Genomic DNA, 25148 nt, shown 5'->3' with positions numbered 1-25148 from the left:
CAGGTGCCGCACCGGGTCCAGCGGCGCGGATGAGAGTTCTCTCATCGTGGCGTCCCCGTCACCTCATCTGCCGATGGTGGGGTGGGACCACGAACTGAGGGGAAACGAACATGTCGGGCAAGTCGTACGGATGGATCATCGCCCTGCTCCTGGGACTGGTGGGCGTGGGCGGCGGTGTCTGGGCCGCAGCCGCCACCGACCGGGGCGAGGAGCCCAACAATCCCGCGATCACGGTCGGCACCCAACCCGCCGTGACGGTGGGTTCGCTGCCCGACCCCACCACGTCGGCGCCGCCGACTGCGACGACGACCACTGCGGCGACGACTGCTGGGCCCAGCACCCCCGCAGCGGCGAGGACGACTCAGCCGGCAGCACCAGCCACGTCCACATCGCCGCAGGTGGCCAGGCCCACCGCCAAGAAGGTCACCCAGGCCCCGCCGAAGAAGGTCGTCTACGACACCGACGATGACGACGACACCGACGATGACGATGACGACGAGGTGGACGACGACGACTGAGCGTCGCGGGAGCAGCAGGGCGCGCTCGCTCAGACCAGCCGGTAGCCCATGCCGCGCACGGTCTCGATCCGCTCGGCACCGAGCTTCTTGCGCAGGTAGCGCACGTACACGTCGACCACGTTCGAGTTCGGGTCGAAGTCGTAGCCCCACACGTTGGACAGCAACTGCTCACGGCTGAAGACCTGCTCGGGGTGGCGCAGGAAGGTCTCGGCCAGGGCGAACTCCCGGGCGGACAGGTCGACCTGGCGGCCGTCGACCTCGGCGCGTCGGGTGCGGTAGTCCAGGCTCAACCCGTGGTACGAGATCGTGGTGGCGGTCCGGGTGCCGGAATCGGTGGACGGTTCGGTCCGCAGTCGCAGCTTCACCCTGGCCAGCAACTCCTCGAAGCTGAACGGCTTGGACATGTAATCGTCGGCTCCGCCCTCGAGGCCGGCGACGCGGTCGGTGACCGATCCGCGAGCGGTCAGCATGATGACCGGGACGTTCACCCCCTGGCCGCGCAACCGCTCCAGCACCTGGAATCCGTCAATGTCGGGCAACCCCACGTCCAGTACGACCAGGTCGAAGTTGCCGTGCACGGCGTGCTGCACCCCCTCCACCCCCGAGGTGGTGGCGTGGGTGGTGAAGCCCGCAGCCTGTAAACCCTTGGCAATGAAGCTCGAGATGCGAACCTCGTCCTCGATGATCAGGATGGTGCTCACGGCGACCCCTCCTCGTCCTCGCCAGCCGGTGCCGACGCAGCGACACGATGTCCGCCACGATACCCATCGACCTCGGTGCCCTCGCCGGCGGTGATGGGCAGGACGATCGTGAACGTCGACCCGCTGCCCGGTTGGCTGTCGATCTGCAACCGTCCGTGGTGGCCCGAGACGATGGTCTCGACGATGCTCAGGCCCAGCCCGGCCCCATCGGCCCGGTTCGCGGCTGCCCGGCTGCGGCCGAAGCGCTCCCGGACGCGGACCAGGTCCTCCTCGGCGATGCCAATGCCCTGGTCGGTGACCCACAGGTGCAACTCGCCTCGGGTCACTCGGGTGCCCAGGGCGATGGTGGTCTCAGGCTGGGAGTACTTCACCGCATTGGCGGCCAGTTGCAGCCAGGCTTGGGTGATCCGGGTCTCGTCGAGCCAGCATTCACCGGAGGCCATGGCGGAGATGCGCCACGTCCGGGGCCCGAGCGCCCGGGCCTTCTCAAAGGTGGAGTCCAGCAGGGTGGCCACGTCGACCCAGCCGGGTTGGATGAAGTCCGGGCGGGATGAGGTGGCCAGCAGCAGCAGGTCGTTGACGAGGTTCCCCATCCGCTGCAACTCGTCCAGGGCCAGGTCGCGGGTGGCGGTCACGTCATCGGGGTCGTGGGGGTCGAGCAGTTCCAGGTGGCCCCGGACGATGGTGATGGGGGTGCGCAGCTCGTGGCCCACGTCATCGAGCAGGGTGCGCTGGCTCTCGAAGGAGTGCTGCACCCGGTCGAGCATGCCGTTGATGCTGGTCGTCAGCCCGCCCAGGTCGTCACGGCTCTGCACGGGAATGCGGGTGGTGAGGTCGTCCTCCCCAATGGACTGGGTGGTCCGGCGCAACCATTCGATGGGCCGCAGCAGGCGTCCCACGACCAGCCACACCAGCACCGAGACCAGGGCGAGGGCACCGCTGGCGACGATCGCATACTGCCTGACGGTCTGGTCAATGAGGGCCTGCTCCACGTCGAGGTCGTGGACGTGGATGAGCGCGCCCCGGGCCTCGGAGGAGTCGCCCAGCGAGGTGAAGTGCAAGGGGACGACCAAGTACACGTAACGACCCGATGCGGTCTGGATCTGGCCGCGGGAGACACGGTCGAGGTCGGCCAGCGGCACCAACTGGCGCATCATCTCGGCATCGTCCTCGGGCCGCAGCGCCACACCCTCGGCGGCGGTCCAGCGGATCTTCCCGGCGACGACGGCGACCTGTCCCTCGTTGGCGGCCAACACGTTGCGCTCGAGGTAGGTGCGCAGCACCTCGCTGGGGCCGGTGAACTGCTCGCCGGTGACGGGATCAACGCCGTCCTGGGCCAGGATCTTCAACTCCTCCTCAACCTTGAGCAGGTAGTCGTCGACCCGGGTCAGGGTGTTGGCCCGTTGCAGGACGTACAGGGTGAACCCCGACACGGCCAACGCCAGCGCCGTCAACAGGATGACCAGGGCGATGATCCGGGTGCGGATGCTCACCTGCATCGCTGTGCGGGAATCGGGCATGCCGTCAGCCTAGTCAGCCGAACCCACCCGAACGCCGGTCCGGCGTGCTCGCTAGAATCACCCGCATGACCTCGAAGCTGATCCTGCTCCGCCACGGTGAGAGCGAATGGAACGCCAAAAACCTGTTCACCGGCTGGGTGGACGTCGACATCAACGAGAAGGGCGTGGGCGAGGCCGAGAAGGCCGCCGGGCTGCTGGAGGCCGAGGGCCTGCTGCCCGATGTGCTGCACACCTCCTTGCTGCGTCGCGCCATCCACACTGCCCAGATCACCCTGGACGGGTGCGACCGCCACTGGATTCCGGTCAAGCGCAGTTGGCGCCTGAACGAACGCCACTACGGCAAGCTCCAGGGCCTCAACAAGACGGAGATCCGCGACCAGTTCGGCGAGGAGCAGTTCATGCAGTGGCGTCGCAGCTACGACGTGCCGCCGCCGCCGATCGACCAGGACGGCGAGTACAGCCAGTACCACGACCCGCGCTACGCCGACATCCCCGCCAACGAGCGTCCCCTGACCGAGTGCCTCAAGGACGTCGTCGCCCGGATGCTGCCCTACTGGGAGTCCGACATCAAGCCTGACCTGGCCGCCGGCAAGACCGTACTGATCGCTGCCCACGGCAACTCCCTGCGGGCGCTGGTCAAGCACCTGGACGGCATCTCCGACGACGACATCTCGGGCCTGAACATCCCGACAGGGGTGCCCCTGTTCTACGAACTGGACGACGACTTCGCCCCGGTCACCCGCGGCGGTCGCTACCTCGACCCGGAGGCTGCTGCCGCCTCCATCGAGGCAGTCAAGAACCAGGGCAAGAAGTAGCCCCGGGGGGAGCACCAGTCCCACCAGACACGAAGACCCCGGGGCGCGCGCCGCCCCGGGGTCTTCCTGCTCGTCAGCAACTAGAACGTGTTCGGCCAGTTCTCGCCCTCGGGCGCCTCGCCGGTGATGATGTAGATGATGCGACGGCCCAGCGCCACCGCGTGGTCCGCGATCCGCTCGTAGTAACGGCCGAGCAGGGCCGCGTCCACGGCCTTCTCGACGCCGTGCTGCCACTGGTCGCTCAGCAGCACCTTGAACTGGTCACGACGAAGCTTGTCCATCTCCTCGTCCTCGTCGGCCAGGGTCAGGGCCACCGAGGTGTCGCGCTTGGTCAGCGTCAGGTTGGCGGTGGCGACCATCTCACCGGCCAGTTCGGCCATCCGCGCGAAGCTGGGCTCCAGGTCGCTCGGCAGCGCCTTCTCGGGGTAGCGCAACCGTGCGATCTTGGCGATGTGGGCCGACAGGTCGCCCATCCGCGCCAGCTCGAAGATCATCTTCATCGCGGCCACGATGGTGCGCAGTTCCCCGGCGACCGGAGCCTGGCGCGCGAGCAGCACGAAGGCCCGCTGCTCCAGGTCGTCGTTCATCGCGTCGATCCTGGCGTCGTTGCTGATGACCTGCTCGGCGAGGGTCAGGTCTGCCTCGAGCAGGGCACGCGTGGAGTCCCTCAGCGCGATTTGCACCAGCTCGGTCATGGCGACCAGGTCACTGATGACCGAGTTGAGCTCGTCGTGGTAGTTCTCTCGCATCGCGCGCATCGGTGCGTCCTTCCCTCGTCTGCGGCTGGCACTGGACCAACTGCAAACATCCTAATCTACTACAGGCGATAGTTATCGGCACCGCGACGGGCCGACCGGCGGGCTTCGGGTCAGAGACTAGGGGTCCCAGACGACCGTGTGGGGCAGTGACGGTGAACCGCTGGTGAACAGCACCTGAACGGGTGGTCCGGGGACGCACCGAGGCGGGCCGCACCCTAAGCTGGCGGCGTGGAGTGGTGGTTAGCAGCGGCGTTGGCCGGGTGCCTGGTGGTCGGCATCGTCATCGGCGCTGTCGCGGTCCGCTGGCGCGTCTGGCGAGCTGCCCGGAGCCAAGCGGTGAGCAGATTCGGCGAGGTGCATCCCCAGGTGCGCACGATGATCGGCATCCTGAGGGCGGGGGCGATGGTGATCGGGCCCCACGACGAGGTGATCGGCTCCAATGCCGCTGCCCGCACCTACACCCTGGCCCGCGCCGACCGCATCGGCATTCCTGCCATCCTCAACCTGGTGCGGGAGTGCCGGGTCAGCGGCCACCGCACCACCACCGACCTCGAGGTCAGCCGTGGCGCCGGCTCGTCCACCCTGCACCTGACGGTGCGGGTCGCGCTGCTTGACGACGGCGTCGTCATCGTCCTGGCCGAGGACCGCACCCCGATGCTGCGGGTCGACGAGACCCGCCGTGACTTCGTCGCGAACGTGTCCCACGAACTCAAGACGCCCATTGGGGCCATCTCGTTGCTGTCGGAGGCGGTCAGTGAGGCCGCGGACGACCCGCAGGCCGTCGAGCACTTCGCGATGCGCCTGTCGAAGGAGTCCCGCCGGCTCGCCGACCTGGTGGGCCAGATCATCGAGTTGTCCCGGTTGCAGGCGGCCGAGCCGCTGCTGGGCGACGAGGTCGCCGAGGTGCACGGCATCGTCGAGGGTGCCATCGACCGCACCCGCGAACTGGCCCAGCAGCGCCAGGTCACCATCGCCACCGCGGGGGACGAGCACCTGGGGCTGCGGTGCGACGCGCGGCGGCTGACCGATGCCGTCACCAACCTGCTGCAGAACGCCATCGTCTATTCCGATGAAGGCAGTCGGGTCGCCATCACCTACCGAACGGTCGTCGACGGCGACGACGAGTTCGTCGAGATTGCGGTGGCCGACAATGGCATAGGGATCAACCCCGAAGAACAACAGCGCATTTTCGAACGGTTCTATCGCGTCGACTATGCCCGGTCGAGGAGCAGTGGTGGCACCGGTCTCGGATTGGCGATCGTGAAGCATGTGGCGGCAATTCACGGCGGTACGGTGAACGTGTGGAGCCAGCCCGGTCAGGGTTCCACGTTCACCCTGCGGTTGCCGCGCACGAGCGCGGACGCCGACCAGGGCTGAGCCACACAGTGACCACTCCGGTGAAGGGAAGTTGATGGCCAGGATCCTGATCATCGAGGACGAGCAGTCCTATCGTGAGGCGACGGCATTCATGTTGCGCCGCGAGGGCTTCGACGTCGCCGAGGCCGAGGACGGTGCCACTGGTCTGGCCGAGATGGAGCGCAACGGTGCAGACCTCGTCCTGCTCGACCTGATGATGCCCGGCATGCCCGGCACCGAGGTCTGCCGCCAGCTGCGGCAGCGCAGCAATGTGGCGGTGATCATGGTGACCGCTCGTGACTCGGAGGTCGACAAGGTGGTGGGCCTGGAACTGGGCGCCGACGACTACGTCACCAAGCCGTTCAGCCACCGCGAACTGGTGGCCAGGATCCGCGCCGTGCTGCGGCGCGGGGTCGATCCGGACCTGAGCCCCGACGTGGTCGAGGGCCAGGGCGTGCGCGTCGACGTGGAGCGCCACGAGGTGTCGGTCGACGGCACCCCGGTGCGGCTGGCGCTGAAGGAGTTCGAACTGCTCGAGGTGCTGCTGCGCAACGCCGGCAGGGTGATGACCCGCGGTCAACTCATCGACCGCATCTGGGGCGCTGACTACGTCGGGGACACCAAGACGCTGGACGTGCACATCAAGCGGCTGCGCTCCAAGATCGAGGCCGACCCGTCGCGTCCGGTGCGGGTGCTCACCGTGCGCGGGCTCGGCTACAAGTTCGACGGCTGAGCCCTGGGGCCACGGCGGTGGTTCAGGCGCCGGGGGTTCCCAGCGTCGAGTAGTCGCCGTGGTCAGAGCTGACCACCGGCACCTGCAGCGTGGCGGGGCCGGCCTTCTCGAACTCGAGGACGATCTCGGCCGTCAGCCCGGCGGTGAGGTCAGGGCTGGTGGTGGTGAGGAGCTTGTCAGTCAGCGAGGTGAGCTTGTTCGGGGCCACGGCGATGCGGGCGTCGGGGAAGGTGAGCGCGCCCAGGTTGGTGAACGAGGCATCCTGGGCGTACCCGCGAATGGCCACCAGGGTGTCGGACTCGATGCCGACGATCGAGCCGGTCAACCGGGCACTGTCGCCGTCCAGGACGAGCACGAGTGCCCGCACCTTGACGGGTCCTGCGTCGATGTTCGTGCCGACTCCGGGAGTGTAGGGCTGGGCGGTGAAGGTGCTGGTGCAACCGCCCAGCGCCACGACCCCAGCCAGGGCCAGAGCTGCCGCGGCGCTACGCATACGGGCCGTAACCATGTCATCTCCCTCGTTCTGCACTGCCGGGTCACCCCGCGTCCACGGGTAGACTAGCGAAAACCCTTGGCGCTGGCACAGTGACGTGCGCTTCTGGACGACACGCCGGGCACACGGCGGGGTCGGTGTCAAGACATCGGGCGTCGCTGTGGCTAGGATGATCGGTCAGGCTGACCCCGCCACGACGTGCTAGAATTGAGTGGCGAAAGGGGTAATATTCTCATGACGTTTACGGTTGGCGAAACGGTGGTCTATCCCAATCATGGGGCGGCTGTCATTGAAGACATTGAGACCCGGAAAATCAAGGGCGAGGACCAGCTGTACTTGGTCCTGAGGATCATCGGACAAAACGACCTGGTGGTGCGGGTCCCGGCCTGCAACCTCGATCTCGTGGGTGTGCGCGACGTGGTGGACGCGGCAGGGCTGGAGCGCGTGTTCAGCGTGCTGCGTGCGCCCCATGCCGAGGAGCCCACCAACTGGTCGCGCAGGTACAAGGCGAACCTCGAGAAGCTGCACTCAGGCAATGTGCTGAAGGTGGCAGAGGTGGTCCGCGACCTGTGGCGTCGCGAGAAGGACCGCGGCCTGTCGGCTGGCGAGAAGCGGATGCTGGCCAAGGCCCGACAGATCCTGGTCTCGGAGCTTGCCCTGGCCGAGAAGGTCGAGGAGGAGCGCGCCGAGGTACTGCTCGACGAGGTTCTCGCCTCCTGAGCCGTCCGGCTGCGACATACGGCGACATTATTGAGGGGACCCATCCACCAGGATGGGTCCCCTCGTCGTTGGTGGACGCTGACCCCGTCGGTCAGGCCAGCAGGGTGATCGGATCGGCCAGGAGCGCCTGCAGGGTGTCCAGGGCACGAGCCGCGTCAGCTCCATCGGCCACGCGGTGGTCGATGGTCAGCCCCACCGTGCAGCCCATGAACGCCGCCGGCGCGCCGGCCTCGTCGGTCCGAAACTTGTGGCCCACCGAGCCCAGCGAGAGGGCCGTGGCCTGCGGGGGAGTCAGCAGGGCATTGAACATCTCCACCCCCATGCCCCCCAGGTTGGACACGGTGCCGGTGCCCTGGGCGAACAGGTCGCGGTCCTGTGCTCCCTGCTTCAGCCGAGAGGCGAGGTCGCGGATCTGGGCATCCAGTGCCTTCATCGAGGTCCGCTGCGGGTTGGTCACGGCGGGTGCGAGCAGACCGTCGGGGGTGTCGACGGCCAGGGACACCACGACGTCCTCGTTCGCCGTCACCTGGCCGTCGACCCACGAGGCGTTGAGGTCGGGGTACTGCTCCAGCATCATGGCGTAGGCCCTGACCAGGATCGTCGTCCACGAGACGCCCTTCAGGCCGGCCGTGCGGGCGCGCGCCGTCTGGGTCAGGTCGAGGGTGCGGTAGGCAGTGAACTGCGGGACCAGGGCTGAGGTCTCCATCACCCGCGCGGTGGCCTGCCGGACGCGGGACCTGCGGTCGGTCGCCGGTGCCTGACGCTTGGGCGACGGTTCGGCGCGGACCGGTTCGGCGCGGACCGGTTCAGGCTGGGGCGCGGGCGCGGCGGTTGGCTGCTCCTGGCGTTCGAGTGCTTCGCGGACGTCGCGGGCGCGCACCACGCGTCCGGGTTGGGCTGCGGCCAGTTGGCGCAGGTCCAGGCCGTGCTCCTTGGCCAGGGTGCGGGCCAGCGGCACCGCGCGGAGCCGCTCGGTGGGAGCGGGAGGTCCGCCCTGGGCGGGCTCGTCCGCGGAATCGGACTCGAAGTCGCCCGTGGCAATCGCCGGGGTGTCGGCAGCCTTCTCCTGCGCCGGGGACCCGGCGAAGAGGTCCCCGAGCAGGTCCTCGCTGGCCGAGTCCAGCCAGGCCATCGGCTGGCCCACCGGCAGCGAGTCGCCGGCGTCGATCAGCAACTCCGCAATGACCCCGTCGGCGACGCTCTCGACGTCCATGTCCACCTTGTCGGTGGTCACGACGCAGAGCACGTCGCCGTCATGGACCTCGTCACCGACGCTGACCGACCATTCGACCAGGGTGCCGGTCTCCATGGTCATCGACATCTTCGGCATGTTGATCGGGATGCGGGGCATGGTCACCACTCCTGGATCAGTTGCTTGGCTTCGCGGACGATGTCGTCCACCTGGGGAACGGTGCCCTTCTCCAACTGGGGGTTGTAGGGGATGGGCGTGTCCAGGCCGCACAGTCGCTTCACGGGCGCCTGCAGGTAGGCGAAGGCGTCCGACTCGGTGATCATCGCCGACACCTCGGCCATGAACCCCGCGGTCTTGGCCGCCTCCTGGACCAGCAGCACCCGACCCGTCTTGCGCACCGATGCCAGGATCAGTTCGGTGTCGAGGGGCTTGATGGTGCGGGGGTCGATGACTTCGACGGAGAAGCCCTCGGCCTGGAGTTGTTCGGCGGCCTGCACCGAGCGCTGCACCTCGATGGCGGTGGCGACGATCGTCAGATCGGTGCCCTCCCGCTCGATGCGCCCCTGGCCGAGCAGGGCCTTCGGCCATTCCAGGGGGCACTCGAACTGCTGCTTGTACAGCAGCTTGTGTTCGAGGATGACGACGGGATTGGGGTCCTCGAGGGCGGCGAGCAGCAGCGACGCCGCGTCGGTGGCGTTGGAGGGCATGACGACCTTGAGCCCGGGGACGTGGGCGAACCACGCCTCGAGGGACTGGCTGTGCTGCGCCGCCGCACCGGTACCGGAGCCACCGGGGGCGCGGATGACCAGTGGGACGCTCTGCTGGCCGCCGACCATGAAGTGCAGCTTGGCAGCCTGGTTGGCGATCTGGTCCATGGCCTGGGCGGTGAAGTCGGAGAACTGGATCTCGACGATGGGCCGCATCCCGGTGACCGCGGCCCCCACCCCGAGACCGACGAAGCCCAGTTCGGAGATCGTCGTGTCGCGGATGCGCTCGGGACCGAACCTGTCGATGAGGTCGTTCTCGACGCCGAAGGCGCCGCCGTAGACGCCCACGTCCTCGCCCATCAGGAACACGCGGGGGTCCTGTTCGAGGGCCTGTGCCATGGCCTCGCGGATGGCCTCGGCGTAGGTCATCGTTCGCGTTTCGGTGTTCGTCATGTCAGATCAGACCCTTCGCGATGTCCTGGGCGTCGACGGGGGAGGGGGCGTAGACGCCGGCGAGCATGTCCTCGAGGGTGGGTTCGGCGCCCTGGGTGCCGAAGACGACAGCCTCCCGGATCTGGGTCCGCACCTCGTCGGCCACCGCGTCGATCTGCTCCTGGGTCAGTGACCCGTTCTCGAGGCACTTGTGGGCGTAGGCGGCGATCGGGTCGCGGTCGCGCCACTGCGCGATCTCCTGCTTGGTGCGGTACAGGTTCTTGTCCGACTTGGAGTGCCCGCGCCACCGGTAGGTGAGGCACTCGATGAAGGTCGGACCCTCGCCACGGCGGGCGCGCTCGACGGCCTCGGCGACGGCCTCACGGACGGCGTCGACATCATTGCCGTCGACGGTCACGCCGGGGATGCCGTAGCCGGCCGCCTTGTCGGAGAGCCGTTCGACCTTGAACGCCTTTTCCGACGGCATCGACATCCCGTACTTGTTGTTCTCGCAGATGTAGACGACCGGCAGGGACCACATGGAGCCCAGGGTCACGGCCTCGTGCCAGGCGCCCTCACCCACGGCTCCGTCGCCATGGAAGCACAGGGTCACGTTGTCCGTGCCGCGCATCTTGTTGGACAGGGCGGCGCCGGTGGCGATCGGGACGCCGCCGGCCACGATGCCGTTGGCTCCGAGGTTGCCCTGGGAGACGTCGGTGATGTGCATGGAGCCGCCGCGGCCACGACAGTAGCCGTTGTCCTTGGCCAGCAGTTCGGCCATCGAGCGGCCCAGGTCGGCCCCCTTGGCGATGCAGTGGCCGTGACCGCGGTGGGTGGAGGTGATCTGGTCACCGCCCTTGAGGGTTTGGCACGCGCCCGTGGGCACGGCTTCCTGGCCGATCGACAGGTGCATCGTGCCGTGCATCATGCCCCGGCCGTACAGGTCCTCGACGGCCTCCTCGAAGAGGCGGATGCGCCACATCGTGCGCAGGGTATCGGTGGCGAGCTCAGTGTGATCTCCTGACATGGCCACCACCATAGCCCACAACGGTGCAGATGTATCTGCAACTATTTGCACAGCGATCCTGGGTGTCGGGCCTTGGCAAGAGCGCCGGCGTGGTGTCATGATGATCCGCAACTGCACATCTGCTCGCATGGATGTGCATAAAGGTGCTCACCAACAGAGGAGTTGAGTATGCCCGCCTTTGACTTCGTGCTGCTTGAGACAAGCAGCAACCCGGTGATGCGGGGCATCACCTGGTTCGCAACCCACTTCATCGGGTTGTTCAACGCGTCCGCCGAGAGTCTCCTGGGCCTCATCACCGGCATCCTGCCGTTGCTGCTGGTCCTGTTGACCGCGATGTATGCGATCACCACATGGATCGGGGAGGAGCGCGTCACCAAGGCAGTGCAGTGGGCCGGCAAGTACGCCCTCACCCGCTACACGATCATGCCGGTGATCAGCGTCCTGATCCTGACCAACCCCATGTGCTACTCGTTCGGACGATTCCTGCCCGAGCGCTACAAGCCCGCCTTCTACGACTCCGCGGTCTCCTTCGTCCACCCGGTCACGTCGTTCTTCCCGCATGCCAATGCGGGTGAGATCTTCGTGTGGGCCGGCGTCTCCGCAGGTGTCATGCAGGTCGACGACGGGGCATACGCCCGCCTGGCGGCCCTGTACTTCCTGACCGGCATCGTCGTGATCGCCATTCGTGGCTACGTCACCCAGGTCATCACTGCGCTGCTGATCAAGCGCGGTGGTCACGGGGAGGTCTTCAAGAAGTTCGACGAGGCCTACGAGCACGGCCACTTCCAGAGTGCCGGTGCCGCCACCACCGGAGGGGTGTTCTGATGTTCCGCAGCGTTCGAATCTCGAAGGGGCAGGGCGGCTGGGGTACCGGACTCGTGCTGACCCCCACCGAGGAGAAGAAGGTTGTCCTGTCGGTCACCGGCGGAGGAATCCATCCGGTGGCCCAGCGGATCGCCGAACTGTCCGGTGCCGACGTCGTGGACGGATTCACCAACCACGTCGCCGACGCCCAGGTGATGGCTGCGGTGATCAACTGTGGCGGCACTGCCCGCGTGGGGGTCTACCCGAAGAAGGGGATTCCGACCGTCGACGTCTTCGCCGGCGAGCCGGGTGGTCCGTTGGCCCAGTACATCACCGAGGACATCTTCGTCTCGGCGGTGGGCGAGTCCCAGGTGCAGTTGGCCGAGGAGGGCGACGTGGTCACCACCGCCAAGCCCACCCCCGTGGAGGAACTGCGCGAGACCACCGCCCGTGCCGAGGCACGCCGCGAGGCGGCCACGGCAGCCGCCGGCGGCGGCTTCACCGGGATCGTGGTCAAGTTCGGCAGCGCGATCGGCTACCTGATCAACACGCTGCTCAGCTCGGGTCGGCAGTCGGTCAAGCTGATGCTCAACACGATCCTGCCGTTCATGGTCTACGTCTCGCTGCTCATCGGCATCGTGACCTACACCGGCATCTCGGACTGGATCGCCCGCGGCGTCTCGCCGATGGCGTCCAACCCGATCGGGCTGGTGGCCCTCGGCATCATCACCGCGCTCCCGTTCCTGTCACCCATTCTGGGTCCCGGTGCGGCGATTGCCCAGGTGGTGGGTGTGCTGATGGGCACCCAGATCGCGCAGGGGGCAGTGCCCGTGCAGTATGCCCTGCCGACGTTGTACGCGATCAACGGGCAGGTGGGCTGTGACTTCGTCCCGGTGGGCCTGTCCCTCGGGGAGGCCCAGCCGGAGACGGTGTCGGTCGGTGTCCCGGCGGTGCTGTTCAGTCGCCTGATCACCTCGCCGATCGCGGTCATCATCGCCTTCCTCGCCTCGTTCCTCATCTGATCGGTTGGGGGCGGGTGGTCACGCACCTGCCCCCAACAACCCCAGGAGAACCCATGACTGACATCTGGTCCGCCACCGTCACCCGCATTGGTGACGACGCACCCGAGATGTTCGACGCCGGCTGCTACATCCTGTTCGGTGAACCCGTCCCCGACGCCCTGGCCGATGTCAGCATCGTCCACGACGGTGCCGGGCAGGCGGCCGAGGTGCGCCCCGGCGACGACTTCTGGATCGGTGAGGACCGCTTCACCGTGGCAGAGGTCGGCGAACGGGCGAACGCGAACCTGGCCGAACTCGGCCACGTCGTGGTCTACGCCAACCAGCCCGACCAGAAGCTGCTGCCCGGCGCCATCAAGGCGGCCGGTGACGGCGTCCCGATGCCGTTGCCCGGCCTGACCCTCCGATTCACCCGGGGGGAGTGACCGACATGGAATGGCTGTTGCCGATCCTGCTGCTGACCGCCCTGCTGCTGAGCGTTGGGCTGTCGGTGTGGCAGACCAAGAAGTACACCGCCGACGTGAATGCCATCGCGCTGTCCCACAACGCCCCCGGGCGGCATCTGGTCTCCGGACGCGGTAAGGGACGCCTGCGCGGCGCCGTCGTCGTCCTGGTGGTGGACAGCGCCAGCCAGGACGTGGTGGCGGCCAGCGTGATGGCGGGGGCGACAGTGGTGGCGCGGCTTCGTCCCGCCCCGCACCTGGTCGGCCCGGTGGCCACCATCGCCGAGCGCACCACCGACGTCCAGGTCCGCAGAGCCATCGAGGACGCCCTGACCCGCCTGAAGAGCTTGCGCGGGCAGCGCGACACCTCCCTGTCGACAGTCGCCCCCGGCGCCGGCCGGCAGCAGGACCGTGTCCGTGTGACCCGTCGCGCCACCCCCCTGACCCGCGCCGGCGGCGCCGAAACCCCGAGGAGCTGACCATGTACTACACCCAGGCACTGCTGCGCAGGCAGGACGAGCTTGGACGCCCCGTCCGCGTCGCGCAGGTCGGAGCCGGACAGATGGGCAGCGGCCTGATCGCCCAGCTCAGCCGCGCCAAGGGCATCGAGGTGGTGGCCGTGGCAGACATTGCCCCGGACCGGGCCGTCGGGGCCCTCGAACGCGCCGGCCTTCCGGGAGCCGTCCTCTGCGAGGACGTCACCGAGGCGATTGAGCGCATTCAGCGGGGCGAGCGGGTCGTGCTCCGCGACGGGCGGCTGCTGCCCCAGCTGCCGGTCGACCTCGTCCTGGAGGTCTCCGGGGTGCCGGACGTGGCCGCCTCGGTCGCCTGGGCCTCGATCACCGCCAAGAAGCACGTCGCCCTGATGACCGTCGAGGCGGACGTCACGGTGGGCCTGCTGCTCGCCTCCATGGCGAACGCCGGCAATTCGGTCTACACGGTCTGCCGCGGTGACGAACCCGTGGAATGCCTCGAGCTGGTCCACTACGCCGAGGACCTCGGCCTGACGGTGGTCGCGGCCGGCAAGGGCAAGAACAATCCCAACCGTCCCTACGACACCCCCGACGACGTCCGGGCGGAGGCCGAGGGCAAGGGGATGAACCCCAAGATGCTGTGCGAGTTCACCGACGGGACCAAGACCCAACTCGAGATGTGCGCCCTGTCGAACGCCACCGGCTACCCCGTGGACGTCTCGGGCATGCACGGGCCCGCCTGCGACCTGGACGAGCTGGCCACCATGCTGGTGCCCGAGGGTGACGGGGGAATCCTGGGCCAGAGCCCGGTCGTCGAGTTCGTCACCGGCAATGTTGCCCCCGGAGTCTTCGTGGTGGTGAAGTCGGAGTCCGACGTGGTGACCCACGAACTGGACTACCTGAAGCTCGGCAAGGGCCCCTACTACGTCCTCTACCGCCCCTACCACCTGGCCTCCATCGAGGCTCACCTCTCGATCGGCCAGGCCGTCCTGGAGGGCACCGCCAGCTTCCAGGCAGCCACCTGGACGAGTGAGGTGGTCGCGCGCGCCAAGATCGACCTGCCGGCCGGAACCGTCCTGGACGGCATGGGCGGCTACCACGCCCGCGGCTGGACGGTGCCGGTTCAGGAGGCACGCGAGCGCAACGCCCTTCCGATGGGCCTGCTGGCCGGCGCCGAGCTCGTGCGTGACATCGCCAAGGACGAGGTGATCGGGTGGGACGACGTGGTGCTCGACGAGTCCCGACCTTTGGTTGCCATGCGACGCCTGCAAGACTCGCTCCTGGGTCAGGGCATGCTCTGACCGTTCAGGCTCGAGTATCGGAGGTTCAAGACGTGCCCGCTCCCCGCTCCCAAGACGTGCTGATTCGTGCTGCGCGGATGTACTACCTCGACGGCAAGTCCCAGGGCGAGATCGCCAAGGCCCTGGGGGTGTCGCGCTCCAGCGTCTCGCGCACCCTGCTGTCGGCGCGGGAGCGCGGCATCGTCGAGATCCGCATCCACCAGGACCGCTCCCTGACCAGGGACGCGGAGCTGGAGGCGGCGCTGATGGAGCGATTCTCGCTGCAGTCAGCCCAGGTGGTGGTGCGTCCCCCGGGTCGGACCGCGGTCGACATCGTGGGTGAGATGGCCGCCCGGATCTTCGAGAAGGTCGTGCCGGGGCTGAGCCGGTTCGGGCTCAGCTGGGGTGAGACGATCGCCTCCTTCACCGACCACGTCCAGGTCGAGCCGGTGTACCCGCGACTCGAACTGTGCCCGTTGGCCGGCGGGGCCCCGACCATGCAGCCCACGGGGGCGTCGGGACACGTGGCGCTCGACACGCTGGCCCGGCGCTGCGGCGCGCTGGCCTACCGATTCGACTCACCTGCCGTCGTCGAGTCCGAGGTGACCTGGAAGGCACTCAACCAGGAGTCGGGGGTGATCCAGGCGCTGGAACGGGCCCAGCGGTGCGAGGTCGCCCTGGTCGGTATCGGGCGACTGGGCGTGCACTCCTCGTCCAGGGTCATCCGGGCGATGCGCCTGTCCCCGGAGGAGGAGCAGACCTTCATGGCCCAGAATCCGGTGGGTGACCTCTGCGGTCATTTCTTCGACATCGAGGGCCGCCCGCTGGGGCTGCCCTCCAGCAACAGGGTCGTCGGGCTCACCCTTGAACAGCTCGACACGATTCCCTCCGTGGTCGGCATCGCCGCGGGGATGGAGAAGGCGCTCGGCGCGCTGGGAGCCCTGCGCACCGGCGTGCTGACCCAGTTCATCGGCGACGAGGAACTGGCCACGGCCGTCCTGCGCGCCGCCGACTCCCCGAACCCCGGCCAGTAGCTCATCACCACGCGCAGCAATCAGGGGAGAGACCCCGAAACGGGCGCAGGCCCGCAAGAGAGGAATGAAATCATGGCTGAACGCACCGTCACGGTGGCCGCACCGGAGGGCCTGCACGCACGTCCTGCAGCAGAATTCGTCGCCCTCGCCAAGAAGCAGCCGGTGAAGGTGCGGGTGCGCACCGAATCCGGGGACTTCGTCGACGCGGCCTCGATCCTGAAGGTGATGGGCCTGGGCGCCGACCACGGCACGGTCATCATCCTGCAGGCCGAGGGCGAGGGTGCCGACCAGGCGCTGCAGCAACTCGGCGACCTGGTCGAGTCGCAGGGGGCGCACTGAGATGCCGGAATCGATCGAGCTCCGCGGCGTCAGCGCGGGGGTCCGCGGTGCCCTGGGCCGGATCGTCGTGTGGCGCCACGGCGGTGACCTCGACGCCGACCTGCCCCGTCCCGTCGACCAGGACGACCGGGCCGCGGCGACGCAGACCCTGCTGGCGGCCATGGCCGCCGTCGCGGGTCAGTACGCGGAGCTGGCCGAGCAGCAGCAGGACGGCGAACTGAAGGACGTCCTGGTCGCCACCGCGGAGATCGCCGACGACCCCAGCGTCATCGAGGCGGCCCAGGCGCACATCGAGCAGGGGGAATCGGTCACCGTCGCCGTGCGGGTGGCCTTCGCCGAGGTGGCAGAGCAGTTCCAGGCACTCGGCGGCTACATGGCCGAACGGGTCAGCGACCTGAACGGGGTGCGTGACCGGGTACTGGCTCAGCTGCTGGGCGTGGGCATGGCCGGTGCCGAACTGGTGGAGGACTCCATCATCGTCGCCGAGGACCTCACCCCGGCCGACACGGCCGTCCTCGACGTGCGCAAGGTCCGGGCCCTGGTCACCGAACTGGGCGGGCCCACCGCCCACACTGCGATCATCGCGCGCCAGTGGGGTCTGGCCTGCGTGGTCCAGGCCGAGGGTGCCACTCGGCTCCCCGAAGGCGCGCCGGCGCTGGTGGACGGGCGCGCCGGCATCGTGATGACCCATCCCTCGGAACAGGACGCGGAGCGCATCCGACGGCGCAACGACCTGCTCGACAGTCTGGACGCCGACACTGATCCGGCCGCCACCGCTGATGGCACCCCCGTGACGTTGTTGGCCAACATTGGTGGGCTGGCCGATGCCCAGGAGGCGTCCGGACATGCCTGCGACGGTGTCGGGTTGTTCCGTACCGAAGTGCTGTTCCTCTCGGCCCGGACGGCACCGACCAAGCAGGAACAGGCCGACGTGTACCGGCGGGTGCTGCGCGCCCAAGCCGGGCGCCGGGTCGTCTTCCGGACCCTGGACTCCGGCGCCGACAAGCCGCTGGCCTTCGCGAACGTCGACCACGAGGACAACCCGGCGCTCGGCGTCCGCGGGTACCGCCTGGTCCGCACCATGCCCGAACTGTTGGCGACCCAGCTCGAGGCCATCGCGGAGGCCTCCGCAGACGTGCCCGAGGCCGAGGCCTGGGTGATGGCCCCGATGATCGCCACGCCGGACGAGGCACGCGACTTCGCCCGGATGGCTCGTGCCGCCGGCAACACCACGGTGGGCGCCATGGTGGAGGTTCCCTCGGCGGCCATCCAGGCAGACCAGGTGCTGGCCGAACTGGACTTCGTCTCGATCGGGACCAATGACCTGGCCCAGTACACGATGGGCACCGATCGCCTCCTGGGGGCGCTGGCTGACCTGATCGACCCGTGGCAGCCCGCCGTGCTCACCCTGATCAGCAGCACGGTTCGAGCCGGCCAGGCGCAGGGCAAACGCGTGGGTGTGTGCGGCGAGTCCGCGTCCAACCCGCTGATGGCGCTGGTGCTGATCGGACTCGGGGTGACCAGCCTGTCCATGTCGAGCGCCTCACTGAGTGCGGTCCGGTTCGCGCTGCGCCACACCGACCTGGCCACCTGTCGCGCCATGGCCCAGGCGGCCGTCACCGCCCGTGACCCGGCGGCGGCGCGCAGTGCGGTCCTGGCCCTGGCGGGTGACGAACTGCGTTTCCTGGTGGGCGGCTGAGGGTCGGGTCACCAGCCGTGAAGGGCGGCCAGGGGCACCATCTGGAGATGCTGTGACCAGCCGGTGGACGAGCCGGTGGATGCGGGATGCGATACTCGACTGGTGTCTAAACCCGTTGTTGCCATCGTTGTCGCCGCCGGAATTGGTAGTCGCTACGGCGGCCCCACGCCGAAGGCGATCCTGAAACTGACCGGTCGCGCCGTCGTGGGCATGTCCATCGAGGCGATGTCGGCCGGCGGCTGCACCCACGCCGTGGTCGTCGTCAACCCGAAAACTGCCGACCGGTTCATCAAGCACCTGACGGGTTCCCCGATCCCGGTCGTGATGACCACCGGCGGAGCGAGCCGGCAGGAGTCCGTCCACCGCGGACTGCAGGCCATCATGGCCGACCCCGTCCTGCGCGAGGCCGAGATCGTGCTCATCCATGACGCCGTCCGCCCCATGGTGCCGGCGCACGTGGTGAAGGACGTGATCGCCAAGGTGCATGAGGGCGCTGTCGCGGTGATCCCCGCCGTACCGGTGACCGACACCATTCGCATGGTGGACGAGGACAACAACACCGTCCTGATCAATCGTGACAGCCTGCGTGCGGTGCAGACGCCGCAGGGGTTCGCGTTGAAGGTCATCTGGGAGTGCCACGAGGCAGTTGCCGGAAACGAACGCCGGTTCACCGACGACGCCTCGATCTGTGAGGCCATGGGGCATCGGGCCGAGTTGGTGCACGGTTCGCGGATGGGCATGAAGATCACCGAACCGGCTGACCTGACGATCGCCCGGGCATTGTGGAAGGTGCGCGAGACCCTCGGCCATCACTCTGGTCGCCGGGTGTGGCGCCACTGGAGGCACAACGGGTGATCGACGGACTGCCCCGCACCGGCATCGGCGTCGACGTCCACCGCCTCGAGAACGGCGTCCCCATGCACGTCGCCGGTCTGCACTTCCCGGACGAGACGGCCGGGCCGGCTGGCCACTCCGACGGTGACGTCGCCTGCCACGCTGCCTGCGACGCCCTGCTGGCGGCGGCCGGGCTCGGTGACCTGGGCAGCAACTACGGCACGTCCGACCCGGCGTGGTCGGGGGCCAGCGGGGTCGCCTTCCTGGCTGAGACCGCGCGTCGGGTGCGCGCTGCCGGCTTCGAACTGGGCAACGTGTCGGTGCAGGTGATTGGCAACCGTCCACGCATCGGTGGGCGCCGCGTCGAGGCCGAACAGCTGATGTCCGAAGCATTGGGGTGTCCGGTCAGCGTGTCTGCCACCACCACCGACGGGCTGGGCCTGACCGGACGTGGCGAGGGTGTGGCTGCCGTCGCCACCGCGCTGGTGGTGGGGCCCGGGCCTACTTGACCTCGTCCGCGGGCACCGTGAACGTGTTGCAGGTGCCGACCGAGACATTGGTGATGCCGGCCTGGAACCAGCGGTAGCGCGACTGGGGCTGGGGGTGGGTGCTGATCTTGTTCGGGTCCTTGTTGCCGATGGAGCCGTAGAAGTTCTGGATGCTGGTGATGTCCTCGGGGGCCAGCCCCAGTGACTCCTGGGTGGAGTTGAAGAACAGCCCGGCCAGGCAGTCGGCCTGGGCCTCGGTGCGGCGGACGCTGAGGTAGGCGACCGCCTTGCTGGTCTCGTCCTTGAGCAGCAGGTTCCTCGCGGGGATGATTCCCGTCCGGCCCTGGATCGAATGGCCGAACTCGTGGGCCATCACCGCCTCGTAGGCCCACTGGTCGTCCGACTTGGCGCCGAAGATGGTGTGCAGGTCGGTGGCGAAGTACAGGTTCTGGTCGAGGCTGCAGTAGAAGGCGTTGCGCATCGCGGTCTTGCCGCAGGCACCCTGGATGGGGCTGCTGTACATCGTCACCGTCGGATGGGTGATGGTGAAACCGGCGGTCTCCAGGGTCGGACCCCACACCCTGACCAGGCATTCGAGGGCCTTCTCGAGTTGGACCTTCTTCTGGTCACTGGTCGCCGTGGTGTGGTCGAAGGCAGCCAGTTCGCAGCGCACCGGCTTGGCCACGTCCTGCTGGTAGATCGCGTTGTCCTCGAGCCAGGTCTTGACCTGGGAATCCGAGGTGGGTCGGGGCAGTGACGGGTGGTTGCCGACGGCCGGTGGCACCTGGTAGTCGTCGTTCTGGTAGCGATTGGTCTGCCCGCCGGGCCGGTTGTCACCGGTGGCCAGCGCCACCACCCCCAGCACGGCGACCACGGCCACGATGCACAGCAGGATGACCGGCACCACGGAGCGGTTGCGCGGCGGATGCGGGGGCGGTGCCGGGTACGGGGGGTAGCCGCCCTGACCGAACTGTCCGGGGAACTGCGGCGGCGGGTACTGGGCAGGCGGGTACTGGGGGGCCGGGTACTGCTGCTGGCCCGGGAACGGTGCCGGTGCGCGCCACTGGGACTGGGTGCCGAACCCGCCCCCGACCGCACCGGGTTCGCGTCGCCGCGTGGCGAAGTCGTCCCATCCTGGCTGCTGGTGGCTGCTCACGTCGTCAGATTAGCCGCTGGCCGGGTCGCCGGCACTGGCTGCAGTCAACCCCGCCGGCCGTGCTACTTCACGTCGTCCAGGGGGGCGACGTAGCTGTTGCAGACGCCGATGGCGGTGTTGCCCGCACCTCGTCCGAACCACCTGGCGCGGGTCGGCGGCTGGGGATGGGAGCTCAACCGGGACGGGTCGTCGTTGCCGATCTGGCCGAAGAAGCCCCCGATGCCGCTGACCTGGTCGTCATCCAGACCCATAGACTCCTGGACGGAGTTGAAGAAGAGCCCGGCCAGGCAGTCGGCCTGCGCCTCATTGCGGCGGGTCGGTTCGAGTTGACCGGCCTCGTTGGTGGCCTGCTGCGCCTTGAGCGCCTTGGCGGGGATGATGCCGGCCCGTCCCTGCACGGAGTGGCCGAACTCGTGGGCCATCACCGCCTCGTAGGCCCACGGATCGCCGGCCTTCTCACCCAGGATCTCGTGGACGTCAGTGGCGAAGTACAGGTTCTGGTCGACGCCGCAGTAGAAGGCATTGTGCGTCTCGGCCTTGCCGCAGGCGTTCTGGATGGGGGCGTCGTACATGGTCACCGTCGGATGGGTGATGGTGAACCCGGCGGCTTCCAGGGTCGGACCCCACACCCGCACCAGGCAGACCAACGTCTTCTCCAGTTGAGCCTTCTTCTGGTCGCTGGTAGCGGTGGTGTGGTCGAAGGCACCCAGTTCGCAGCGCACCGGGACCGCCACCTGTTGGGAGTAGAGCGCGTTGTTCTCGAGCCAGTTCTTGATGTCGGCGTCAGTCGATGGCCAGGGCAGGGCGGGATGCTCCTGGGCGGCGGGGGGAATCTGGTAGTCCTCGTGCTGGTAGCGGGTGCTCGGCCGCTCCCCGCCGCCCCCGTCGCTGGCGAGCTTCACCATCCCAATGACCGCCACCAGCGCCACGGCGACGATCAGCACGGCCGGCAGGATCGAGGCCTTCCTCGGTGCCGGAGCTGGCAGGGGGGTGGGGAACTGTTGGACGCCGCGCCATGGGTTGCCGAATTGCTGGCTGTTGAAACCCGGATGCCCGTATCCCTGCCCACTGACAACCCGGTGCTGTCCGCGCGGCGGTGGGAAAGGCGGGTACGGGGGATTGTTGGTCATGGCGACTCCATCGGCGCGGTGCGGGAACGACAACGAGGCTGGTGGCAGACGAATCAGGTGGACGTGCGCCGGGGCTTCATCACGGTGTCACAATACCCGCCACAAGGGTCTCGGCAATGACCCTTCCCGTGTGGAATAGTATCCGTCAGCGAGCCGTGCCGGCCCCCTGCACGGATGGAAAGGCCAGTCATGTCCCACCACGCCGCCCCGGGTGCGCTGTTGACGCGCTCGATCCAACTGCTGGTCGCCCTCATGCTGGGCGCGGTCATGGTGGGGGGACCGCTGGCCCTGAGCGCTCGCGCCGACGAGACGGCGCAGTCCTACGTGATCGAGGCACAACTGGCCTCCGATGGGGCGCTGGGCGTCACCGCGACCCTCACCCTGGGCGACACGAAGCCGCAGACCGTGCGCCAGGCATTCCGGACGAAGCGTCCGGCGACATCGACCAGTGACTACGTGTTCACCATCACCGACCTGAAGGCCACCGCTGGTGGTGCCGACCTGGGTGCGGCCGTCAGCGACGACGGGGACGACAAGGTCATCGAGATCGACACCGCCAAGGCGAACAACCAGCCGATCGTGATCAGCTACCGAGTCATCGGCGCCGTCTCGGCCAACCCGAAGCCGGACCAGCACGAGGCCACCTCGACCTTTGCGTGGCACTTCCTGCAGGGCCTGAATGTGGCTGTGACGCAGGTGAGCGGCACCATCAATACCGCCGCGCCCGTCAGCTGGATCGACTGCCGCTCCGGCAACCCGGTCGCCCCCGGTGCCTGCTCCAACTGGCAGGCGGGCACCCACGAGGCCCCCGTCCCGACCTTTGAGGACGGCCCGCGCGGCCCCAACGAGGTCGTCCTGGTCAGTTTCATCTCGCCCACCAGCGCTCTGGCGGCCAATGAGCAGATCGACCACCACTGGACCCTGGACCGTGCCTTCACTGTCAACTGGCCCACCGCCCTGGCGACCCTTGGCGCGCTGCTGGTGGGGGGACTGGCGCTGTGGTCGTTGCACCGACGCTCCGGGCGTGACGTGCAGGCCATGTCGCACCCGACCCTGGTGGCCGAGTTCGCGCCGATCGCTGAGGGACAGTCGCAGTTCGCGATGGTCAGCGACGTCCGCCCCGGGCAGATCGGCACCGTCGCCGACGAGCGCGTCGACCCCGTCGACGTCACGGGCACCCTGCTCGACCTCGCCGTGCGCGGCCACCTGCGCATCGAACAGCTGCCCAACGATGGGCACAGCCCGATGGACTGGTCCTTCACCCGCCGGCAGTCCGGCCGCGGCGAGTTGCACCAGTACGAGATGCTGCTGCTGGACGCCGTGGCCCCGGTCGGCGGTGAGCCGGTGCTGGTCTCACGGATCGGTGAGGCTGTCGGGCCCGTCGTCCCCCAGGTGCAGGACGCACTGTACGACGACGTCGTCGAGCAGGGCTGGTTCGAGAACCGCCCCGATGCGGCCCGCAACACCTTCGCGGTCGCTGGCTGGGTGAGCCTGGTCGTCGCCCTGGTGGCGTTGGGGCTGCTGGTGGCCTTCACCCGGTTCGGTCTGGTCGGTCTGGCCCTGGTGGCCGTCGCCGTCGGTCTGCTGTGGGTCTCGCAGCAGATGCCTCGTCGTTCGGCGCGTGGTTCGGAACTCCTGGCCGGTCTGCACGGATTCGCGTCCCTGCTGCAGCACCAGCGCACCGACCAGATGCCCCACGGCCGTGAACTGCACGAGATCTCCGAACTGTTGCCCTACGCGGTCGTCCTGGGTGGCAAGGACCGATGGATCGAGGCCATGGTTGCCGCCGACGGTGACGAGCACGCCGACTCCACCAAGCTGGACTGGTACCACGCGCCCCCGGACTGGCACCTGCACCACCTGCCGGCATCCCTGGACGCGTTCATCACGGCCGTGCAGGGTCGGTTGTTCTCGCGCTGAGCCACGACGCCACCTGCACCCCACACATGCAGCTGCCCCCGCCTCGAGGCGGGGGCAGCTGTTGTGGTGTGGGGCAGGTGGACGTCTCAGAGCTCGAGGCCGGGGTACAAGGGGTGGGCGTCCAGCAGTTCCTGGGCGGCGGACATGGTCCGCTCGGCCACACCATCGGCGATCACGTACTTGGCCTTGCCGGGGGTTCCGGCCGAGGTGGTGGCCGGGGTGGTGTTCGCCAGCACGTCAACGATCAGCTCGGCGACCCGGTCGAAGTCGTCGGCGGTGAAACCACGGGTGGTCAGCGCCGGGGTGCCCAGCCGGACGCCGCTGGTGTACCAGGCACCATTGGGGTCCTGCGGCACCGAGTTGCGGTTGGACACCACGCCGGCGTCAATGAGGGCCGACTCGGCCTGGCGACCGGTGAGCCCGTAGTTGGTGACGTCCAGGAGCACCAGGTGGTTGTCGGTGCCGCCGGTGACCAGCTTCGCGCCCCGGGTCAGGAAACCCTCGGCCAGCGACTTCGCGTTGTCGGCGACGTCCTGGGCGTAGGTCTGGAACTCGGCGGTGCGGGCCTCTGCCAGCGCCACCGCCTTGGCAGCCATCATGTGGGACAGGGGACCGCCGAGTACCATCGGGCAGCCGCGATCGACGTCGGGGGCGAACTCCTTGGTGGCCAGCACCATGCCGCCGCGGGGACCGCGCAGGGACTTGTGGGTGGTGGTGGTGACGACGTGGGCGTGGGGCACGGGGTTCTCGTTGCCGGTGAACACCTTGCCCGCCACCAGACCTGCGAAGTGGGCCATGTCCACCATCAGGGTGGCACCCACCGAGTCAGCGATCTCGCGCATCTTGGCGAAGTCCACCCGGCGCGGGTAGGCGGAGTAGCCCGCCACCAGGATCAGCGGCTTGAACTCCTTCACCGAGGCGGCCAGGGCGTCGTAGTCGAGCAATTGGGTCTCGGGGTCGGTGCCGTAGGCGCGCTGGTGGAACATCTTGCCCGAGATGTTGTGACGGAAGCCGTGGGTCAGGTGGCCGCCGGCGTCCAGGGACATGCCCATGATCTTCTGCTCGCCGAACGCGCGGCGCAGGCTCTCCCAGTCGGCCTCGGTGAGGTCGTTGACGGTCTTCGCGCCCACCTGCTCGAGGGCTGGGGACTCGACCCTGTGGGACAGGATCGCCCAGTAGGCCACCAGGTTGGCATCGATGCCGGAGTGGGGCTGCACATAGGCGTACTCGGCCCCGAACAGTTCGCGGGCGTGCTCGGCGGCCAGTGACTCGACGGTGTCGACGTTCTGGCATCCGGCGTAGAAGCGGTGGCCGACGGTGCCCTCGGCGTACTTGTCGCTGAACCAGGTGCCCATGGTGGCGAGCACCGGCAGCGAGGCGTAGTTCTCCGACGCGATGAGCTTCAGGGAACCGCGCTGGTCGGCCAGTTCCTGACGGGTGGCCTCGGCGATGCGTGGCTCGGTGCGGCCGACGACGTCAAGGATGGTCTTGTAGGCGCTGGCCAGTTCTGCGTTCGCGTTCGACACGAGCATGCTCCTCGGGAGTTCGGTGTGGGTG

26 protein-coding genes are annotated in these 25148 nt (G+C 68.3%); 16 read left to right on the top strand and 10 right to left on the bottom strand.

From position 1 onward, the window contains the following. Window positions 1–110 precede the first annotated feature (110 nt). Complete coding sequence (locus IPV09_RS05055) at window positions 111–518, top strand: hypothetical protein (protein ID WP_207474117.1); 408 nt, start codon at window positions 111–113, stop codon at window positions 516–518. 29 nt (window positions 519–547) lie between these two features. Here IPV09_RS05055 and IPV09_RS05050 read toward each other — a convergent pair whose 3' ends face one another. Together IPV09_RS05050 and IPV09_RS05045 are read right to left on the bottom strand one after the other, a co-directional pair. Continuing rightward, window positions 548–1219: a response regulator transcription factor gene (locus IPV09_RS05050; RefSeq protein ID WP_207474116.1), complete on the bottom strand. Its 672-nt coding sequence runs from the start codon at window positions 1217–1219 to the stop codon at window positions 548–550. Beyond that, window positions 1216–2739 carry a cell wall metabolism sensor histidine kinase WalK gene (locus IPV09_RS05045; protein WP_207474115.1) on the bottom strand — a complete coding sequence of 508 codons (1524 nt, stop codon included), beginning with the start codon at window positions 2737–2739 and terminating at the stop codon, window positions 1216–1218. Before IPV09_RS05045 ends, IPV09_RS05050 begins: the two co-directional genes overlap by 4 nt. 65 nt (window positions 2740–2804) lie before the next feature. On the opposite strand from IPV09_RS05045, the gene IPV09_RS05040 reads away from it, so the two are divergent. Continuing rightward, the gene (locus IPV09_RS05040; RefSeq protein WP_207474114.1) at window positions 2805–3554 is read left to right on the top strand and encodes a phosphoglyceromutase; all 750 of its coding nucleotides are present in this window, start codon (window positions 2805–2807) and stop codon (window positions 3552–3554) included. Window positions 3555–3634: 80 nt separating this feature from the next. Here IPV09_RS05040 and phoU read toward each other — a convergent pair whose 3' ends face one another. Beyond that, window positions 3635–4303: a phosphate signaling complex protein PhoU gene (gene phoU, locus IPV09_RS05035; protein ID WP_207474168.1), complete on the bottom strand. Its 669-nt coding sequence runs from the start codon at window positions 4301–4303 to the stop codon at window positions 3635–3637. Window positions 4304–4540: 237 nt separating this feature from the next. Between phoU and IPV09_RS14590 the strand changes: the two genes are divergently transcribed. Further along, entirely contained in the window at window positions 4541–5689 is a 1149-nt protein-coding gene (locus IPV09_RS14590; RefSeq protein WP_207474112.1) for an ATP-binding protein, read from the top strand. Window positions 5690–5723: 34 nt separating this feature from the next. Continuing rightward, on the top strand, window positions 5724–6401 hold the full coding sequence (locus tag IPV09_RS05025; RefSeq protein ID WP_207474111.1) for a response regulator transcription factor: 678 nt from the start codon (window positions 5724–5726) through the stop codon (window positions 6399–6401). 22 nt (window positions 6402–6423) lie between these two features. Here IPV09_RS05025 and IPV09_RS05020 read toward each other — a convergent pair whose 3' ends face one another. Then, complete coding sequence (locus IPV09_RS05020; protein WP_207474110.1) at window positions 6424–6909, bottom strand: hypothetical protein; 486 nt, start codon at window positions 6907–6909, stop codon at window positions 6424–6426. A 219-nt stretch (window positions 6910–7128) separates the two neighbouring features. Here IPV09_RS05020 and IPV09_RS05015 point away from each other — a divergent pair, with 219 nt between their 5' ends. Next, window positions 7129–7614, top strand: coding sequence for a CarD family transcriptional regulator (locus tag IPV09_RS05015; protein WP_207474109.1), 486 nt, complete (start codon window positions 7129–7131; stop codon window positions 7612–7614). Window positions 7615–7705: 91 nt separating this feature from the next. Here the strand turns inward: IPV09_RS05015 and IPV09_RS05010 are convergent, their stop codons facing one another. The 3 genes from IPV09_RS05010 to IPV09_RS05000 are packed head-to-tail and all read right to left on the bottom strand — an operon-like array spanning window position 7706 to window position 10927. Further along, entirely contained in the window at window positions 7706–8965 is a 1260-nt protein-coding gene (locus IPV09_RS05010; RefSeq protein WP_207474108.1) for a dihydrolipoamide acetyltransferase family protein, read from the bottom strand. A gap of 2 nt (window positions 8966–8967) precedes the next feature. Beyond that, window positions 8968–9966 carry an alpha-ketoacid dehydrogenase subunit beta gene (locus IPV09_RS05005; RefSeq protein ID WP_207474107.1) on the bottom strand — a complete coding sequence of 333 codons (999 nt, stop codon included), beginning with the start codon at window positions 9964–9966 and terminating at the stop codon, window positions 8968–8970. A gap of 1 nt (window position 9967) precedes the next feature. Further along, window positions 9968–10927 (bottom strand): thiamine pyrophosphate-dependent dehydrogenase E1 component subunit alpha, encoded by a 960-nt coding sequence (locus IPV09_RS05000; protein WP_207474106.1) that lies wholly within the window; start codon window positions 10925–10927, stop codon window positions 9968–9970. 213 nt (window positions 10928–11140) lie between these two features. Between IPV09_RS05000 and IPV09_RS04995 the strand changes: the two genes are divergently transcribed. From IPV09_RS04995 to ispF, 10 genes are all read left to right on the top strand, one after another. After that, on the top strand, window positions 11141–11797 hold the full coding sequence (locus tag IPV09_RS04995; protein WP_242681244.1) for a PTS glucitol/sorbitol transporter subunit IIC: 657 nt from the start codon (window positions 11141–11143) through the stop codon (window positions 11795–11797). Beyond that, window positions 11797–12798, top strand: coding sequence for a PTS glucitol/sorbitol transporter subunit IIB (locus IPV09_RS04990; RefSeq protein ID WP_207474105.1), 1002 nt, complete (start codon window positions 11797–11799; stop codon window positions 12796–12798). Before IPV09_RS04995 ends, IPV09_RS04990 begins: the two co-directional genes overlap by 1 nt. 53 nt (window positions 12799–12851) lie before the next feature. Further along, window positions 12852–13220, top strand: a complete 369-nt coding sequence (locus tag IPV09_RS04985; protein ID WP_207474103.1) for a PTS glucitol/sorbitol transporter subunit IIA — start codon at window positions 12852–12854, stop codon at window positions 13218–13220. 5 nt (window positions 13221–13225) lie between these two features. After that, window positions 13226–13717: a transcriptional regulator GutM gene (locus IPV09_RS04980; RefSeq protein ID WP_242681255.1), complete on the top strand. Its 492-nt coding sequence runs from the start codon at window positions 13226–13228 to the stop codon at window positions 13715–13717. A 2-nt stretch (window positions 13718–13719) separates the two neighbouring features. After that, the gene (locus IPV09_RS04975; RefSeq protein WP_207474101.1) at window positions 13720–15012 is read left to right on the top strand and encodes an NAD(P)H-dependent oxidoreductase; all 1293 of its coding nucleotides are present in this window, start codon (window positions 13720–13722) and stop codon (window positions 15010–15012) included. 32 nt (window positions 15013–15044) lie between these two features. Next, on the top strand, window positions 15045–16025 hold the full coding sequence (locus tag IPV09_RS04970) for a sugar-binding domain-containing protein (RefSeq protein ID WP_207474100.1): 981 nt from the start codon (window positions 15045–15047) through the stop codon (window positions 16023–16025). Window positions 16026–16097: 72 nt separating this feature from the next. Beyond that, window positions 16098–16364, top strand: a complete 267-nt coding sequence (locus IPV09_RS04965) for an HPr family phosphocarrier protein (RefSeq protein WP_207474099.1) — start codon at window positions 16098–16100, stop codon at window positions 16362–16364. A 1-nt stretch (window position 16365) separates the two neighbouring features. Continuing rightward, a complete protein-coding gene (gene ptsP / locus IPV09_RS04960) occupies window positions 16366–18063 on the top strand; it encodes a phosphoenolpyruvate--protein phosphotransferase (protein ID WP_207474098.1) in 1698 nt (565 codons plus the stop codon). 99 nt (window positions 18064–18162) lie between these two features. Beyond that, entirely contained in the window at window positions 18163–18918 is a 756-nt protein-coding gene (gene ispD / locus IPV09_RS04955) for a 2-C-methyl-D-erythritol 4-phosphate cytidylyltransferase (protein WP_207474165.1), read from the top strand. Continuing rightward, window positions 18918–19406, top strand: a complete 489-nt coding sequence (gene ispF, locus IPV09_RS04950) for a 2-C-methyl-D-erythritol 2,4-cyclodiphosphate synthase (protein WP_207474164.1) — start codon at window positions 18918–18920, stop codon at window positions 19404–19406. Before ispD ends, ispF begins: the two co-directional genes overlap by 1 nt. On the opposite strand, the gene IPV09_RS14585 is transcribed toward ispF, so the two are convergent. Both IPV09_RS14585 and IPV09_RS04940 read right to left on the bottom strand, forming a co-directional pair. Continuing rightward, entirely contained in the window at window positions 19399–20541 is a 1143-nt protein-coding gene (locus tag IPV09_RS14585; protein WP_207474097.1) for a neutral zinc metallopeptidase, read from the bottom strand. The two genes, ispF and IPV09_RS14585, sit on opposite strands and share 8 nt — an antisense overlap. A 62-nt stretch (window positions 20542–20603) precedes the next feature. Then, window positions 20604–21671, bottom strand: coding sequence for a neutral zinc metallopeptidase (locus IPV09_RS04940; RefSeq protein WP_207474096.1), 1068 nt, complete (start codon window positions 21669–21671; stop codon window positions 20604–20606). Between the two features lie 189 nt (window positions 21672–21860). Here IPV09_RS04940 and IPV09_RS04935 point away from each other — a divergent pair, with 189 nt between their 5' ends. Next, complete coding sequence (locus IPV09_RS04935) at window positions 21861–23591, top strand: DUF2207 domain-containing protein (protein WP_207474094.1); 1731 nt, start codon at window positions 21861–21863, stop codon at window positions 23589–23591. 86 nt (window positions 23592–23677) lie between these two features. Here the strand turns inward: IPV09_RS04935 and IPV09_RS04930 are convergent, their stop codons facing one another. Next, window positions 23678–25117 (bottom strand): glycine hydroxymethyltransferase, encoded by a 1440-nt coding sequence (locus IPV09_RS04930; protein WP_370590224.1) that lies wholly within the window; start codon window positions 25115–25117, stop codon window positions 23678–23680. Window positions 25118–25148: the final 31 nt, after the last annotated feature.

Origin of the sequence: Tessaracoccus sp. SD287 (genome assembly GCF_017355265.1) — a bacterium.
Taxonomy (GTDB): domain Bacteria; phylum Actinomycetota; class Actinomycetes; order Propionibacteriales; family Propionibacteriaceae; genus Aestuariimicrobium.
Note: the sequence above shows the minus strand (reverse complement) of the source record. Positions and strands in the feature narration are given on the sequence as shown.